The sequence below is a fragment of the Azospirillum sp. A26 genome, assembly GCF_042604635.1.
Classification (GTDB): domain Bacteria; phylum Pseudomonadota; class Alphaproteobacteria; order Azospirillales; family Azospirillaceae; genus Azospirillum; species Azospirillum palustre.
On record NZ_CP170478.1, the window covers coordinates 93,543 to 109,885 of the forward strand.

A 16,343-nucleotide genomic window follows, 5' to 3' on the forward strand; every position below is an offset into this window, starting at 1 on the left:
TTCAGGCGTCCTCATAGGCCAAGGCCACCGGACTGCGCAGTGGCCGCAGTTCACCCCGAGCGACCGGCTCGGGCAGGGTGAAGGCGTAACGGCCGAGCATGTTGATCTGCTCATGGGCGAGCGGCGACAGGCGGGCCACGTCCTCGTTACGAACGTCGAAACCTTCCATTCGCAGTTGGTCAAGCGCGGCGTCCATGTAAATCCTGTTCCACAGGATGATGGCGTTGACGACCAGACCGAGGGCGCCGAGCTGGTCCTCCTGCCCTTCCCGGTAGCGCTGACGCAGTTCGCCCTGCTTGCCATGGAAGACGACACGGGCGAGTTGGTGGCGGCCCTCACCATGGTTGAGCTGGGTGAGGATGCGGCGGCGATAGGCTTCGTCGTCGATGTAGGCCAGCAGATAGAGCGTCTTGATGATCGGGCCCAGTTCCTCCAGCGCCCGTGCCATCCGGGTTGGCCGGTCGTTCGTCTGGAGAGTCCGCATCAGCCCGCCGGCCTGCACAAGGCCCAGCTTGAGCCAGCCAGCCAGGCGCAACAGATCGTCCCAATGCTCGGCGATGAGGCCCGTCCTCACCTTGTGCGCGGCCAGCTTGTCGAGGGGGCCGTAGTCGGCCGCCGGATCAGCCCGCCAGAACCGGGCGCGGCCGACATCGGCGATCCGCGGGCTGAACTGGTAGCCGAGCAGCCAGAAGATGCCGAAGATCACGTCCGTGTAGGCGCCGGTGTCGGTCATGATCTCGGTTGGCTCGAATTCCGTTTCCTGTTCGAGCACGACGCTCAGCAGCACCAGGCTGTCGCGCAGGCTGCCGGGCACGGTGATGGTGTTCAGGCCGGTGAACTGGTCGGACACGAGGTTATAGTAGGTGACGCCGCGTTCTGAGCCGAAGTACTTCGGGTTGGGGGCCGGCGTGGATAGGGCGCACCGGTACCACGAAGCGTAGCCCGTCGGCGGAGGCGACATCGCCGCCGCCCCACCGCCACGCCAAGTCGATGCCGTTCTGGGCGGCGACAAGGCGGGCATTGGCCAGGGACAGGGTTTCTGCCCGCAGAGAATTCTGCCGAATCCAGCTCGGGCGCGACCGCCGGAGCGCCGGCAGGTCCGGGCGCACCAGCGGTTCCAGGCCGGTGTTGCACGCCTCGGCCAGCAGCATGCACACAGCGTCGTCGGCAGGTCCTGCGCCCGCGCCTCAGCTTCGCTGGCATGGGTGAAGGCGCCAGCGAAGCCGGTCCGAGCATCAATTTCCAGTAGCAATTCCAGTAGATCGACACGCGGCAGGCGCGCTGTCACGGCGTCCCGCAGAGCGACGAGGCTGGCCGGCTCGTCGAGGCGGTCGAGGCCGGTCAGAATCAGTTCCTCGTCGGTGCCATTCCGTTCGAGGCGGATGCCGGCAGTTTGAGGAAGGTTGTCGGTCACCGTTCGGAACGCCTGATCGAGCCGCTCGGTCAGTTGACCGATCTCTTCGCCCGCATTCTGCGACTTTCCCAGCGTGTGGCAGACGGTTGGCCGTGCAGCCTCCCAAGCGTCGCCGTCGAGCAGGCCGATGCGGGGATCGGCGAAGCGCAGACTCGGCGTCGCGAACACGTCACGGCGCCGAAGCGCGCCGCGCAGTCGATCGACCAGACAGAGGGTCCAGGCGCGCCGATCGAGAACGCTGTTCCGGGTTACCCGGCGTTCCCAAGACTTCGGCACGAACTCCGTGGGCCACGGCGCACCGCGGGCGCCGCCGTCCTCAACTGTTCGGAGGTGCTGCAGGGCCTTCAGTACCGGGTCCGGTCGGCATGGCGCCCAGACCGACCACGCGCACGAAATGTGGCAGGAAACGCCGGATACGGCGGTGCTGCGCCAGCAACTCGTCGAAATAGGGATTGTCCGGCGGCTTGGTCAAGCCGTCCACCTGTGCTACGGCGGCTTCCAGGGCAGCTTGCGGGACGGCCGCGAAGACCGCGGCTCGCAGATCGGCATCGCCGACAGCATCGTCGAGCACCACAGCACAGACCCTGCTCAGGGTGCGCGCGGCGGCGTCGAGGTCGCCCAGGCTGCGCAACCGCGCCTCCCGGCCCTTGCGGACAGCATCGACGAACATTCGGGTGACGAGCAGGTCGAACAGGTCGAGCACATCGTCCTGCGCGCTTGCCTCCAGCGCCCGGAGAAACGCCAGCAGGGTGGCGGCGCGGCGCTCGTCCGGCAACCGGGCAACCGCCTGGGCCTTGGCGACGCCGGCGAACCGCGCCAAAGCCAGGATGCGGTTTTTCGGCAGATGGTTGGTGAGCGGCAGACCAGCCACGAGGTGCCGCACCTCGTCGAGGCGCTCGATCGCGCGCACCAATTCATTGATGCTTTGCAGGGTCGGTCCCGAGCGGAGCCGGTCCATTGGGCTCTGTCGCTCCCCCTCCGGCACCACCAGTATGGCGTCGAGCTGTGCCTTCTGCTCGGACGTGATCCGGGCGGCCAGCGGGCGCCACAGGCGGCTATTGGCACGGGACCGCACCTGCGCGACGGTCCGTTCGAGCACGCTCGCCCCCGGCATCAGCACCTTGTGCGTTACCAGCCAAGCCGTCGCTTGGTCGAACAGGGCCGTCGGCCGGTCGGTCCCCATCCAGCACAGTGCGTAAAGCCAACGCTGGAGGCGCCGTTGCGCGGCGGAATTCGAAAAATCGCGGTAGCCATAGCGTTTGCGGATCTCAACCGGGTGTCGCCAACGCCATTGACTGGCCCGGTATGCGTCGAGCGCTCCGTTGACGGGCACGCCAAGTTGGTCGCCAAGGAAGCCGACCACGCCCGGCGGTACCTTGCATGGATCTTCAAGAAACGTTCCGAGAAACCGCACCGTGCCGAGTTGAACGGCGCAACCGAGCCGCATGTGGGGGCCGCGGTGCGCCAATATGAACGCGCGATCCGCATCATCGAGGTGGAAAGACCGGGCCAGCTACTCGGCGGACATATCGGCCGGAAACTGGCTGTACCGCCCTTCCTGTTCCGGGGTGAGAAAGCTGACCGGCATCAGGTTCGATCGGTGCCGGCGAGGGCTCGATAGACGGATGCACGCCCGATCCCGAGCCGCTGGGCGATGGCGGTTGGTCCCAGCTTCTCTTCGGTCCGCAAGCGCCAGACCTCCGCCGGGTTGATCGACGGCTTGCGGCCCTTGTAAACCCCCTTGGCCTTGGCGCGCGATGCCCTCCATCTGCCGCTCCCGGCGTAGGTTGGTTTCGAATTCGGCGAACACGCCGAGCATGTCGAGAAATGCCCTGCTGGCCGAGGTTGAAGTGTCGATGGGCTGTTCGGTCGCCTTCAGTGCCACGCCCTTGGCGCGCAGCTCGTGCACGATGTCCTGGAGGTCCCTGATCGATCGCGCCAAGCGATCGACGCGGGTTACCAGCAGCGTTTCACCGGGGCGGAGGAGCTGGAGGAGCAAAGCGAGTTCCGACCGGCCGGCGCGGGTCGTGCCACTCGCCTTCTCCGAGCGTATGACCTCGCACCCGAAATGGCGAAGCGTCTCCTCTTGGATCACAACGTCCTGATCCAGCTTGGAGGCGCGGGCGTAGCCTTAGACCGCCATGAATCGTCTCATTTGCCTCTAAACCAGCAAACGGTAACGTCTCGCTCACACGAAATCCATGCAAATGAGCCGCTGAGGATCGTCTCACGTTTCCGCATCGTATGGGTATACCACAGAGATACACCCCCGCCCCTTGCCTACACTTGGTGAGGTTGGAGGGAGTGTGGCCTTCGCCGATGATCAGGGAGCAAACCGCCACGACGCCTCCATAGCCTGGAGGACAGAAGTGTTTCCAACCGTCCGAAATCACTTCTGTTGCGCGATGGTCTGCAGGGCCGTGCGCAGCCCTTGCGACGTCGCTGGCTTATGGACGATGACAAGGCCATGCGCAGCCGCCCTCCCGCTGACCTCATCATCGGTCTCGCCCGTCAGAAGAAGTCCGGGAATATCAGATCCGTAGATATCCCGTATGTTGAAGATTACTTCAATGCCGACCTGCCCGGCACGCAGGCGATAGTCGGCAAGAATGACATCCGGCACCCGGCCATCTGCCTTCAGCATGTCCAGCACTAGGTCAAGGGAATCGGCGGCCAGGACCTCATACCCCCAGTGTTCGAAGATCGCGGTCAATCCCAGCAGCACGATGGTGTCGTCGTCCACCAGCACGGCAAGCCCACCGCCCTCTGCTACGGCGGCGACCGGGTTGGCAACCGGGTTAGCAACCGGGGGCAATGCATCGCAGCCGAAGGGTATCTCAATGGAAAACACCGACCCTGCCCCTGGCGTCGAGCGAACCTCCACCGCGTGGTTGAGCAGTTCCGAAAGACGGTTCACGATGGCGAGGCCCAATCCCAGTCCCTGGCTGCGGTCCCGTTCCGGGTTGCCGACTTGGTGAAACTCTTCCCATATCAAATCCAGATGCTCGGCTGGAATACCGATTCCGCTGTCTCCAACGTCGATGCGCAGGGCGCCGACCGCCTTCGCACACGTGATCGAGACGTACCCCTGTTCGGTATAGCGTAGGGCATTCTCGATCAGGTTGCGGACCATCTGTCCCAGCAGAGTACGATCGCTGCGCACCATCTCGTTTCCATGAAACACGCGAAGCTCCAGGCCCTTGGCAGCAGCCACCGGCGCGTAGGCGTTGGCGATCGGTTCGATCACTTCCCCTATGGCAAAGTCCTCGATGGCCGGCCGGACAATCTGAGCGTCCAGGCGAGAGATATTCAGCAAGCTGTCCAGCAACTCGCGCAACGTGTTCAGCCCAGCTGACAAATGCCCGAATGTGCCCTGTCCCTCTGCACTGATATGTGGTTTGACAACCTCCAGGAACAGGAACAACGCTTGCAAGGGTTGCCGCAGGTCATGGCTGGCCGCCGCCAGGAAACGCGATTTGCTCCGGGCTGCCTGTTCAGCAGCCTCGCGCGCTCGTTCGGCATCGTGCTTTGCATTCTGAATGTTCTCTTTCGCCAGACGGCTCTCCGTCACATCGCTGGCTGCGCCGAACCATTCGATGATTTCGCCATTGGCGTCCAGCAGAGGCACCGCCCGCGAGAGTGTCCATCCGAACGTGCCGTCGCTCCGGCGAGCCCGATGCTCCAGCGCAAAAACGCTCCGGGTGTCGATGGCCTCTCGGACTGCCTTCTCAACCAAAGAGCGGTCGTCGGGATGGATGTTATCGTCCAACCAAGTCCGGCTCAACTCCTGTGGTGCTGCAAGAAAGCCGCCACCGGAGAGCAGGAAGACCTCGGCCCAATCGGGGCTCGCCCGGTAAACGGCATAGGAGGTCGCCTCCACCAAAGCCCGAAGGCGGGCCTCGCTCTCGCGAAGGGCGCTTTCCGCACGTCGCCGTTGGGTGGTTTCCCAACTCGTGAGCAGAAGGCCCCACCCCTCGCCACGGGGCAGGATCACACGGCTCAGCCGCCAGTTGAACCAAGCCGGGCCCTGCCCGGCCTCATCATGCTGGAGCGTGATCCGTTCGTCGTCACTCACGTAGGGTTCGCCGGTCTCCAGCATCCGCCGGCAGATCTCCTTGAACTGCGGTATGGCGTCGGGCCAGACTTCATGAGCCGGCAGACCAGCCGGCCCACTGCCAAGGCTCATGGTCCGGTACGCGGAGTTGGCCAGAAGGACGGCGAGATCCGAGCCGCGGATCAGAGCGACGCTCCCGAAACTTTGCGCGAAGGTCGTTTCCAGCAATTCGCGCTTGCGCTGTAGATCCTGAGCCGCCCGCCGGTTTTCCGCTTCGACGCGGTGACGCTCCGTGACTTCAGCCGCTATCGCCAGAATGCCGGCGACGCTTCCGGTCTCATCGCGAACCGGGGTATAGGTCAGATCGAACCAAGCCTCCTCCAGCAGGCCGTGCCGTTGAACGGTCAGCCTTTGGTCGAGGATGCTGCGGGCTTCGCCGCGCAGGACGGCCCCGAGGACGGCCGAGTTGCTCCGCCAGGCATCCGGCCAAACCTCGCATAGCGGGCGCCCCAGGCAACCGGGATGCCTGGCCGCGGCAATTTCGCGGCAGGTATCATTGCCGATCACCAGAAGGTCGGGGCTCCACAGAACGGCCATGGCCATAGGAGAGCTCAGCACCAGATCCACGACGACGCGCAAAGCCGCCGGCCACCCGTCTGTTGGACCAAGAGGTGTACAGGACCAATTGAAGGTCCGGATGAGTTCGCCCATCACACCGCCGCCGACCGGCCAAACTTTCGAGACGCGCTCTCCGTCAGCGGTCATGTCCTTCACCTTGAATGGATGGATCGCCCCTATGAGGACCTTCCTGCTCCTGAAGCCGGCGAAGAGCGTCGCGGATCACTTCGCTGGCCGTCTGGTAGCGGCCGGAGGCAACCTCAGCCCGGATGAAACAATCGAGCTCCCGTGTCAGGGAGATGCTTTGGCTGATGCGTCTTGCCATGGGCCGACCTTTTGCAAAGATCAACTGTACGACAATGTCCGTCAGATAGACTAGAGCAAAAGCATCCAATGGGGAAGAGTGTTAGATTCTTCCGAAATGACGATTGAATGTTGCTTGAGGGACCAGCGAAGCTGCTGGACCTTTTCCCCGATCAGCCATCGTCTCACGGAATGTGAGCAAGACCGGATGATTGTGAGCATGTCGCACCGACTGTGAGCACAGTCGCAGTTAATCTGAGCACAACCCCCGTCCCATTCTCACCGATTTCGAGCAGGATTCGGCGATGAAAGCGAGCATGGCCGCCGACGATCTCAAGCAGCTACACATAGTGCATCCCTCAATTCCTGCACGTAGGATGCACCATCAAATGCCGGGACTAAACATCTAGGCGAAGAGGATCACGGTGGACGGGTGGGGAATAGCCTGTTCGCCACTGGCTGCGACCCCAGGATAAAGCATGGGCATTCCCCAATATAGCTCAGGTGTCGGCTGGCCGCGACTTCAAGTGAAAACGTATGCAGCCACGTCGACATCCGATTAGGAACCATATTCGGGTTGACCGCAAGTTGAGCGCATTTTGAATTTCGCAAATTATGGCCGTGACGATGGCCTCGCGTTCGTTCTCAACCATGGATCACGGATACCATGATGATTTCACAACATTTTCGGATCTTAATTGTAGAAGATGATGGTCTTGTCTTGTTGGGACTTGCCGAAACATGTGAAGCCGTCGGCTATTCCGTGACCTGCGCCTACAACGGGAAAGACGGACTAAGGGCATTTGCCGCATCACCGTTTGATGTGGTAGTAACCGACCTCAAAATGCCTGTATGCGATGGCCGACGTATGATCCGAGAACTGCGCGCTGAATGGCCATGCCTGCCAATTATCGTTGTGACGGCCGATCCTCCTGCTGGCGGGGTGAGGGACCTTATAGGCGACGCCCCCGGTATGACCGTTCTATTGCACAAACCCATACCCGCTAACGCCTTGCTCATGGCATTGCGAGCGATCTTTGAAGCGAAAGACATTTCTTGACCAGCTTCGACGCCGGCTGACCACCTCATTCGGACAGCAGCGCAACCCGCGCATCCCACCCGTCCGGACTGAGTTTCCAGACGCCCGGCTTCTCGCCCGGCGTCACCAGCCCCAAGTCTTGGTACTCTTCCAGCAGCCAGTCCGGCGGGATCTCGGCGCCGGGCGCGCGAACTTCCCCTGTGTCTGGATCTGCCGTCAGCAGGCACATGACCTGGTCCTGTGTCAGGTACCCCTACGCGGCGGTCCGGCTGCTATACTGTGGCTTGGGCATGCTGACCTCCCTGCTGCCGGTCAGCATGCGCCCACCCGATCCACCTGACAATCCATCTGCCCGCGCCATTCAGGTAGCGGGCTTTTTCGTGCCCAAAAGGAAGGGCAATCATCATGGCTTCCCTGAGCCCGGCTCGTTAGGTCTGGGCCTCTGGCCTCGCTGGCGTTGTGGCCGCCACCACTGGCGCCACGTTGCGCCAGTATGCTGGCGTTGACATCCCGGACGATGTGCTGGGACGCTGTTGCATCGAGGTAGCGAAAGCTGATACCGGCGGGCTGGCGATCCGCTGGGTTGCCCGTGCACGACCGCGCGGCGACCTGAGCCCGGACAAGCGCGGTGGCAATGTCCGCTCGCATCGGATCGACGAGCACCGGGACCTCATCCTGGACTGGATCGAGGAGAAGCTCGACCTGACCTTGGCAGAGGTAGCCGAGCGCCTGGACGAGTCGGTAGGGACTCAAGTGACGGTAGGTGGGCGCAGGGTTCGGTCCCTCCATCGTCTCCAGCTCGATTCATTCCACTGTGAGGCATGGAGTTCTCTCGAGTAGAAAAAGCACGGCTGCCATACTGGCAGCCGTGGCTATTCACTTCTGGAGTTGTTTCATCAGATCGTCGTTCGGACTGCTTTCCTGATCCGGGAAGGGCGGAGGCGCATTGTCTTCACTCAGCGGGATCTCGATCCTGATCGTGTTGAGATCGATGTTCGGTTCGGCGTCCAGGAAGCTCGTCACCAGCGAGGGGAGGGCGATCACGATTCCCACCATGATGAGCTGCAAGCCGACCCAGGGTATGGCGCCCCAATAGATGTCGCGGCTCTTCACCTCCGGCGGGGCAATGCCGCGCAGATAGAACAGGGCGAAGCCGAAGGGCGGGTGCATGAAGGAGGTCTGCATGTTCACCCCGAGCAACACGCCGAACCACACGAGATCGATGCCCAGCTTTTGAGCCACCGGTGCCAGAAGCGGAATGATGATGAAGGCGATCTCGAAGAAATCGAGGAAGAACGCCAGGACGAACACGAAGATGTTGACGAAGATCAGGAAGCCGACGGCGCCGCCCGGTAGCCCGGTCAACAGATGCTCGATCCACAGGTCGCCGTTCACGCCGCGGAACACCAGACCGAACACCGTCGATCCCACCAGGATGAACACGACCATGGTCGAGATTACCATGGTGGAGGACATCCCCTGCCACAGCAACTGCCAGCTCAGGCGCCGGTGCATCGCCGCCAGGACCATGGCGCCGACCGCTCCCATCGCGCCGCCTTCCGTCGGCGTGGCTAACCCCATCAGGATGGTGCCGAGCACAAGGAAGATCAGCACGAGTGAGGGAACCATCCCCCACAGGCATTTCCAGATCAGCGGCCAGCCGCGCAGGGTGCGGAACTCCGGCGGTAGTGCCGGCATGTCGTTCGGCCGCACGATGCTGAGCACGGCGATGTAGGCGCAGAACAGCAGGACCTGGACAATCGACGGGCCGATCGCGCCGGCATACATGTCGCCGACCGACTTGCCAAGCTGGTCGCCCAGCACCACCAGCACCAGTGACGGCGGGATGAGCTGCGTGATCGTTCCCGACGCCGCAATGACGCCGGTGGCCAGCCGCATATTGTAGCCGTACCGGATCATGATCGGCAGCGAGATCATGCCCATGGCGATCACCGACGCGGCGACGGTCCCGGTGATCGCACCGAGAACAGCTCCAACCAGGATCACGGCGTAGGCAAGGCCGCCGCGGATCGGTCCGAACAACTGCCCCATACTGTCGAGCAGATCCTCGGCCAATCCGCAACGCTCCAGGATCGCTCCCATGAAGGTGAAGAACGGAATGGCCAGCAGCAGATCGTTGCCCATGATGCCGTAGACCCGTTCGGGAAGGGCCTGTAGCAGCGAAGTCTGGAAGAATCCCTGCTCGATGCCGATGAAGCCGAAGAACAGGCCAACCGCACCGAGAGAGAAGGCGACGGGATAACCGAACAGCAGGAAAACCACCAGCCCGCCGAACATCAGGGGGGCCATCATGTCCATGGGGATCATTGCACGGGCCTCTCATAGGATTGGACGAGGTCCGCGTCGCCGCGCAATGCCGCGATCCGTTTGATCAGCTCGGACAATCCCTGGGCGGTCAGCATCAGAAAGCCGAAGGGGAGGCAGAACTTGATCGGCCAACGGATCAAGCCACCGGCATTGCTGGAATATTCCATCGAGGTCAAAGATGAAAAGAACATCGACCAGGACAGCCAGCCGATGATGATCGTCATTGGCAACAGGAAAAGAATGGTGCCGAACACGTCGATCCAGAGCTTGGCTCTTGGCCCGACATGGCCATAGACGAGATCGACCCGGACGTGCCCGTTTACTTTCAAGGTATAAGAGGCACCCAGCATGAACATAGCACCGAACAGGTACCATTGGATCTCAAGCCAGGCATTGGAGCTATAATTGAATGTGTATCGCACCACGGCATTGCCGGCGCTGATCATGCAAGCGGCAAAGACGAACCAATTGGCAATGTAGCCCAAGCGTTCGTTAAACCAGTCTATATCTCGGCTTAAAGCGAGAAGGCGTCTCACCGCATCCCCCCATTGCTCGGGAGAGAGGTGTCTCCCGTTTTGTTGACTTCAAAGGTCGCGAACATCCGCATCCACTCGCGGCATGACTGGTTGAAGGCGCAGAAGATGCCAGAAATCCAGTACGCGAATATTCCTGATGGGTATACCAAATGGGCAGGGAGAGGAACCCCATACGTTGGAGCTACGTACAATCCACATTTCTGCTTGTGTCGTAATATAATTGCCTGACGCATGAACAAATCTACGGGGTCGTCATGCAACCTTAAATGGAGATGCCGGCGCTTCTCTAGCAATCAGATCGCTTCTATCTCCCAACATTGTTGGGCGTATCAATTCGCTTCAGAGACCGTACGAAAAATGTTGGCGCTGAAAGCGTGATGTGATTCAAGCTTCGGATGTGGACCGAAGCGACGCGCAGCCGGATGGCCAGGATCGAGAAGCAGACGAAGCGGTATTTGACGAACCTGACCGATGAGGAATGGTCTTTGATCGAACCGCTGATGCCGCAGAAGGCCGACACCGGCCGTCCAAGGTCTGTTGACCTTCGGGAAGTCCTGAACGCTTTGCGCTACTTGGCCCGGACGGGCTGTGGCTGGCGGCTTTTACCGAAGGATTTTCCACCGTGGCAGACGGTGTATTGGTGGTTCCGGCATCTCCTGCGGCGCTTGCTGTTCCAGACGATCCACGACGTGGCGTTGATGATCGACCGTGAGCCTGGACTTTGGCCAATTTTGTTGTGTTGGGATCAGGCGTGGATCCAGAAGTCCGGCTCATTGGCGACGTAATCGAGGGCTTGGAAGAGCGGCATGGTGGCGACGCCGAGGGGGCCTGATGCCCCCCAACTTTCGCCGTTCCACCAGAGCACCTTCACCTTGTCACCGTCACCGATGGGTCGGAACCTGACGATGGGGGCGCCAGTGCGCTCGCTGAGGAGCGTGTAACCGCGCGCGACCTTGCGCACGATCACACCGCCGCCTCGGGCGAAATTGAAGCCCTGGATGTGCTCAAGCATAGCGTCCACGCCCATCGTGATCCTCCCGTTCCAGCCGGGTTACCCAAGGGTTCCAACCAGCGGAGCCCTGTCATGTCTCCGGTTCCAGACAGTCTCGAGCGCTGGATGGCGCCTTTTGTGGCGCTGTTCACCCGGCCAACCTGGCGCCATGTCCTGGTGCTGGTTGCCGGAGCGCTTCTCACCCCTGGACGGCGCACCGTGACGGCAGCATTGAGCATCATGGGACGGCGCGAAACCGGCAACTTCGCCAATTTCCACCGTGTGCTCAATCGGAACCGCTGGTCTGGTCGCGCTGTCGCCCAGCGTCTGTTCACGCTCCTGATCGCCACCTTCGTGCCGCAGGGCCCGGTGGTCATCGGCATCGACGAGACGATCGAGCGGCGCTGGGGTTCCAAGATCAAGGCGCGCGGCATCTATCGAGACCCCGTACGCTCCAGCCATGGACACTTCGTCAAAGCCAGCGGCCTGCGCTGGATTGTGGTCATGCTTCTGGTGCCGATCTCCTGGGCCGGACGGGTCTGGGCACTGCCGTTCCTCAGCGCTTTGGCGCCGTCGGAGCGGTTTGCCCGGGAAACCGGACGTCGGCATAAGAAGCTCACCGACTGGGCACGCCAGCTTCTGCTCCAGGTCAGGCGCTGGGTGCCCGATCGCCAGCTGATCGTCGTTGCCGACAGCAGCTACGCGGCTATCGAGTTGCTCAGCGATCTGCGTGCCCATCTCACCGTCGTCACCCGCTTGCGCCTGGATGCCCGCTTGTTCGAACCAGCTCCGCTACGATCTCCAGGAACGATAGGGCGCCCGCGGGTATCGGGCTCCCGGTTGCCGTCCTTGGCACAACGCCTTGAGGATGCAGGAACCTCGTGGCGCTGCGTTCGGGTGAACGGCTGGTACGGCGGCGGGGACCGGCAACTGGAGATCAGCTCTGGCACAGCCTTGTGGTATCATCCGGGCAAACAGGTTCCGATCCGATGGGTGCTGGTGCGCGACGTGCAGGGCGGCTTCGAGCCACAGGGCTTTCTCTGCACCGACCTCCAGGCTGATCCACTCGATGTGCTGCGCTGGTTTGTTCGGCGCTGGGCCGTCGACGGGACCTTCGCCGAAGTACGCCGTCACCTGGGGGTTGAGACCCAGCGGCAATGGGCAGACCAAGCCATCGCCCGCACCACTCCGGCCCTGCTCGGGCTGTTCTCGCTCGTCACGCTGTGGGCCAACGACATTGCAGCGAGGGCAGCGATCAAACCACGGGCCGCGCTGTGGTACCGCAAAGCTGAGCCAACCTTCAGTGATGCACTCGCCGCCATACGCCTCCAACTCTGGCGTGAAATGACTTTCTCAGCATCAGCTTCCCACGCGGAGATCGTGAAACCCCCGGACCCTATCCTCAACCGCCTCATTCATGCCGTCTGCCTCCCGGCGTAAATGCGCAAAGTCCAGCTTAGATGGAATCAAGTTTACAGGCCGAGGTGCGTCTTCAATGCAGCAGCAGCCAGACCGACGCCAATTTTCTCAGCGGTTGACAGGAGCCACTTTCCAGCTTGGCCAACAGATGATAGTGCTTGCTGGACCTTTGGTGCATCGTTCGCTTGGGCTGCCATTTGCGCCTCGGCCAGCCGACCGATTGCGGCTATGTGTTCCGGAGCGGTGGCATGCGGTAAGACCGCGCTGCACAACAATGACAACTCGGACGCCAAGCGTTGGAAGTCAGTTATGGAGAGATCGGTGTAATTCACGTCTTGTCGGATGTTCGTTCCAATACCCAAGGGGGATTGATGAAATACGCCCCTCGAGATATGAACGCTGTGTGCCGCGATTGGTGCAATTTTTGGCCTTCTTGCGATGCTAGCGGCTTTGTAGCCTTTTTCAGTGAGAAAAATATACTCTCTCTTACTACTGCCTCCAAAAAGCAAGACGGACGATCCGGGATCGTTCTCGTAAGGAACGTATGGCCCCGTATCTATTAGTTTCGCAACCTCAAGCTCTTTAATTGCTAATTCAAATTCCACCTGTGTGTGCAGACCTATCAAGACATATTGTTCCATAATTGCCTTCAGTTGAAGGCCTACATATCCCCGTTCCAGGTCAGCAATGCCTAGGTTCTGCTTTTGAAAGTCAGAGAGAGCATCGTTAAGAATGATTTCTGATAAGTCACCGCTTGCCGTCATTTTTAACCCCATGACAACCGATTGTTGATGGCACGTAATTTCCCGAGGCGTTTTTTGATGGCATCAGCATCAGAGTCTCCTTTTCCAGATGATGCTCAGTGTCGAGCGCCAGCTCGCCAACCGAAGGTAATAGCAGCCGCAAACGCACCCGCCAGGACAACCGCCACACCGGGCATATCGGGAACCCAAACGCCAGACGTGGTGAGCAGCAGTGCGAGGGACGCGCCAACTACGCCAGCGATTGCCGAATATGAGGTATTTCTCAGCATGACGGTATATTTGCTCCCTTCTTGGACAATCATTCCTTGCGATCACCATCACCTAACGCATTGCTAAGTCTTTTCAGAAATTGGGAATCGGCGTATCTTTTCCTCAAATGTCCGTAATGCGTCTGGTTGCTGTCCTCTTCGACGAATCTTATCACGGAAATAAGCACAAGTATTGTTTATCTTTATGTCATTTAGATCTGATAAGTAAACAAATCTTGAGAACCCCTCTTTTTGTTCTTGTTCACTGGCATCATATGCCCGTTTACCGACACCCCATAAAACACCATAATGTATATTTCTGGTAACCCATCCAACGGATGTTCTTTTCATTATTTCGTAATAAAGTCGATCTGCGTTATCCTGACTACAAGCATGTGTCCAATAAAGATAATCATGTAATATTGCTGCGTAGTTATAAGGCGTATATGCAATATACTTGTACCCAAAAAAACATAGGCGTGCTTGCGTAATCGGTGACGAACCCTGCAGGAACAACTAATATTTCCCCTGTTATTGGGTTTTCATACGGAGTATCCTACAAAACTACATGCCAGCCGTCAGCAAAATCCTTTGTAGGTGGGTGTCTGTAAAGGCCAGCCAATACACCAACACTCCCTACAGCCACGCTGACAACCGTGACCAACATGCGATCCATATGAATTTCTCCTTTACTGGACGACGTCGTCAGTTTGCGCCGGCGAGTTCGCGTCCATCATGATGTCCTTCGCGCGGTCCGCGCCGAATGCCTATGTCGCTGCGCAAGCAGCCCCCTGGCCCTTGGCTACTCCACCGTCAAGACGTTCCTTCGGGTCCGGACCCATAAAGAGTCTTTCCAGCAGGGAGCCGTTGTGATTCAACACCCTGGAAAGGGGCTTTGCGATGAGCGACGGTCAGTTCTGGTTGACGGTGGAGCAGTTTGGGCGGCTTGAGCCGCACCTTCCGCGCGACACCCGAGGCAAGCCGCGCGTGGACGATCGCCGTGTGATCAGCGGAATCGTCCATGTGCTGAAGTCGGGCGGGCGCTGGGCGGATGCTCCACCGGCCTACGGTCCGCGCAAGACGCTCTACAACCGCTTTGTCCGCTGGGCGTCCAAGGGCGTGTGGGAGGGCATCTTCCATGCCTTGGCCGCGGCGGGTGGGCCACCGGCCCAGGTAATGATCGACTCCACGGCCGTGCGCGCCCATCGTTCGGCGAGCGGCGGCAAAGGGGGGAGCGTGCCCAGGCCATCGGACGGTCCCGAGGTGGGAGAACCACCAAAATCCACGCCCTGAGCGATCCGCGCGGTCGGCCGCTCGCCTTCCTGCTGACCGGCGGTCAGGTCGCCGACTGCACCGCCGCCGACCGTCTGCTCGACCGGATGCCTGCCACCGACCTTCTGCACGGCGACAAGGGCTACGACAGTGCCGCTGTTCGCCGGAAGATCGAAGAGGCAGGGGCCGCGCCCAACATTCCGCCACGCGCCAACAAGCGCTGGAAAAACTGCTTCTCTCCCTACCTCTACCGGAACCGCAACGTCATCGAGCGCATGTTCGGACGCCTTAAGGACTTCCGGCGCATCGCCACCCGCTACGACCGGTCCGCCACCAACTTCATGGCGGCCATCCACATCGCCGCAACCGTTGCCTACTGGTTATGAGTCCGGACCCTTCCAGCCATCGCATCCCGTCAACGCCACAAAGTCTGGATCGTCCAAGGTGATCACCCGCCGGATCGCAGCAGCCGGCAACGGTTGGAGCGCACAGCCCTCGTGATCCGTGCACTCCCGTGTCTCAAAGCCCTGGTGAACGAGGTAACGTCGAGCGACCTTGGTGGTCAGGTACGTGTGTCGCCCAAGGCTGGCGACCGGTACCTCCGCCTCGACCAGGCTGGGCCTCCCGATCACCCTCAATGCCGGGCCGGTTACCGGATCAGGCTCATGCATCCCGTAGAGCGCCTCACCACCCCAGTACCGAAAGAACCGGCCGATGCCGGATTCTCCGGCAACTCGCGGCGGAAAGAAGCAGAACCAGATCCGACTCACCCGGTTCGGGTGATCTGCCTGATGCTTTGCCAGAAGGAGATCCGTCACGTCCGGCGCTAGAAGCCCATCCGTCCGAGCCGCCACGATGCGTCGCAGGAGCATGTCGCCGTTCGGCAGCTTCATACCTTCCCGCACAATGCAATGATGTTCATGGTCTGTCAGCCGCGTGCAGTGCCACGCGAGGAGCGAGTACGGTTGCAGTACTTCATACAGTTCGGCACCAGCATGATCGTAATCCGCAGCTTTTACGGCGCCTGCCCCTTTCTCCCAACCATGGAACACGTCCTGGAGAGTGTCGAGGCATCGGTGCAGATTGTCCGGCCATGAAGTTGGATCGGTCAGGTCGAGAACTGCAGTCAAGACACCTTCTCCATTGATAGAAAGCCGCAGGTCAATGCCTGCCCGGACATTTCAGCGCCGGCGCGGCGGTCGACCGGGCTGGGCAAGCCGTTCCGCCATGCACCACTGCCCCAGTGCGAATGCCGCGGCCGGATCAAGAGCCTCCGGAGGCTCGGCAACTGCCGGGCGGCGCATGTCGGTCACTTCGGGATCCTGGACGGGTGATAACCGGCGGTTCATGAGGCCTC

12 protein-coding genes and 5 pseudogenes are annotated in these 16,343 nt (G+C 60.8%); 5 read left to right on the forward strand and 12 right to left on the reverse strand.

The features are described 5' to 3' along the window. Position 1 precedes the first annotated feature (1 nt). From ABNQ39_RS36415 to ABNQ39_RS36430, 4 genes and pseudogenes are all read right to left on the reverse strand, one after another. A pseudogene (locus ABNQ39_RS36415) lies at positions 2–3,002 on the reverse strand (Tn3 family transposase). After that, positions 3,002–3,524, reverse strand: a pseudogene (locus ABNQ39_RS36420) (recombinase family protein). Before ABNQ39_RS36420 ends, ABNQ39_RS36415 begins: the two co-directional pseudogenes overlap by 1 nt. 279 nt (positions 3,525–3,803) lie before the next feature. Next, positions 3,804–6,233 carry a PAS domain-containing protein gene (locus ABNQ39_RS36425; RefSeq protein ID WP_376967700.1) on the reverse strand — a complete coding sequence of 810 codons (2,430 nt, stop codon included), beginning with the start codon at positions 6,231–6,233 and terminating at the stop codon, positions 3,804–3,806. Beyond that, positions 6,223–6,411, reverse strand: coding sequence for a type II toxin-antitoxin system ParD family antitoxin (locus ABNQ39_RS36430; protein ID WP_376967702.1), 189 nt, complete (start codon positions 6,409–6,411; stop codon positions 6,223–6,225). Before ABNQ39_RS36430 ends, ABNQ39_RS36425 begins: the two co-directional genes overlap by 11 nt. Before the next feature lie 645 nt (positions 6,412–7,056). Between ABNQ39_RS36430 and ABNQ39_RS36435 the strand changes: the two genes are divergently transcribed. Further along, positions 7,057–7,449, forward strand: a complete 393-nt coding sequence (locus ABNQ39_RS36435; RefSeq protein ID WP_376967704.1) for a response regulator — start codon at positions 7,057–7,059, stop codon at positions 7,447–7,449. A 25-nt stretch (positions 7,450–7,474) separates the two neighbouring features. On the opposite strand, the gene ABNQ39_RS36440 is transcribed toward ABNQ39_RS36435, so the two are convergent. Next, positions 7,475–7,657 carry a hypothetical protein gene (locus ABNQ39_RS36440; RefSeq protein ID WP_376967706.1) on the reverse strand — a complete coding sequence of 61 codons (183 nt, stop codon included), beginning with the start codon at positions 7,655–7,657 and terminating at the stop codon, positions 7,475–7,477. 230 nt (positions 7,658–7,887) lie between these two features. On the opposite strand from ABNQ39_RS36440, the gene ABNQ39_RS36445 reads away from it, so the two are divergent. Beyond that, positions 7,888–8,268, forward strand: coding sequence for a hypothetical protein (locus tag ABNQ39_RS36445; protein WP_376967708.1), 381 nt, complete (start codon positions 7,888–7,890; stop codon positions 8,266–8,268). A gap of 36 nt (positions 8,269–8,304) precedes the next feature. Here ABNQ39_RS36445 and ABNQ39_RS36450 read toward each other — a convergent pair whose 3' ends face one another. Beyond that, on the reverse strand, positions 8,305–9,756 hold the full coding sequence (locus ABNQ39_RS36450; protein ID WP_376967710.1) for a TRAP transporter large permease: 1,452 nt from the start codon (positions 9,754–9,756) through the stop codon (positions 8,305–8,307). Next, on the reverse strand, positions 9,753–10,292 hold the full coding sequence (locus ABNQ39_RS36455; protein WP_376967712.1) for a TRAP transporter small permease subunit: 540 nt from the start codon (positions 10,290–10,292) through the stop codon (positions 9,753–9,755). Before ABNQ39_RS36455 ends, ABNQ39_RS36450 begins: the two co-directional genes overlap by 4 nt. A 395-nt stretch (positions 10,293–10,687) precedes the next feature. Here ABNQ39_RS36455 and ABNQ39_RS36460 point away from each other — a divergent pair. Beyond that, positions 10,688–11,005: pseudogene (locus ABNQ39_RS36460) on the forward strand (transposase); the annotation flags it as partial. A 32-nt stretch (positions 11,006–11,037) separates the two neighbouring features. On the opposite strand, the gene ABNQ39_RS36465 reads toward ABNQ39_RS36460, so the two are convergent. Next, on the reverse strand, positions 11,038–11,319 hold the full coding sequence (locus ABNQ39_RS36465) for a hypothetical protein (RefSeq protein WP_376967713.1): 282 nt from the start codon (positions 11,317–11,319) through the stop codon (positions 11,038–11,040). Positions 11,320–11,376: 57 nt separating this feature from the next. On the opposite strand from ABNQ39_RS36465, the gene ABNQ39_RS36470 reads away from it, so the two are divergent. Beyond that, positions 11,377–12,723: an IS701 family transposase gene (locus tag ABNQ39_RS36470; protein WP_376967715.1), complete on the forward strand. Its 1,347-nt coding sequence runs from the start codon at positions 11,377–11,379 to the stop codon at positions 12,721–12,723. Positions 12,724–12,755: 32 nt separating this feature from the next. Here ABNQ39_RS36470 and ABNQ39_RS36475 read toward each other — a convergent pair whose 3' ends face one another. The 3 genes and pseudogenes from ABNQ39_RS36475 to ABNQ39_RS36485 form a co-directional block, all read right to left on the reverse strand. Then, positions 12,756–13,466, reverse strand: a complete 711-nt coding sequence (locus ABNQ39_RS36475; RefSeq protein WP_376967717.1) for a hypothetical protein — start codon at positions 13,464–13,466, stop codon at positions 12,756–12,758. Positions 13,467–13,798: 332 nt separating this feature from the next. Continuing rightward, positions 13,799–14,167 (reverse strand): DUF1353 domain-containing protein, encoded by a 369-nt coding sequence (locus ABNQ39_RS36480; RefSeq protein ID WP_376968068.1) that lies wholly within the window; start codon positions 14,165–14,167, stop codon positions 13,799–13,801. Continuing rightward, positions 14,148–14,255, reverse strand: a pseudogene (locus ABNQ39_RS36485) (DUF1353 domain-containing protein); the annotation flags it as partial. The gene ABNQ39_RS36480 and the pseudogene ABNQ39_RS36485, both read right to left, overlap by 20 nt. 359 nt (positions 14,256–14,614) lie before the next feature. Here ABNQ39_RS36485 and ABNQ39_RS36490 point away from each other — a divergent pair. Continuing rightward, positions 14,615–15,372 (forward strand): annotated as a pseudogene (locus ABNQ39_RS36490) (IS5 family transposase). On the opposite strand, the gene ABNQ39_RS36495 reads toward ABNQ39_RS36490, so the two are convergent. Beyond that, positions 15,367–16,116: a hypothetical protein gene (locus tag ABNQ39_RS36495; RefSeq protein ID WP_376967719.1), complete on the reverse strand. Its 750-nt coding sequence runs from the start codon at positions 16,114–16,116 to the stop codon at positions 15,367–15,369. The pseudogene ABNQ39_RS36490 and the gene ABNQ39_RS36495 sit on opposite strands and share 6 nt — an antisense overlap. Positions 16,117–16,343: the final 227 nt, after the last annotated feature.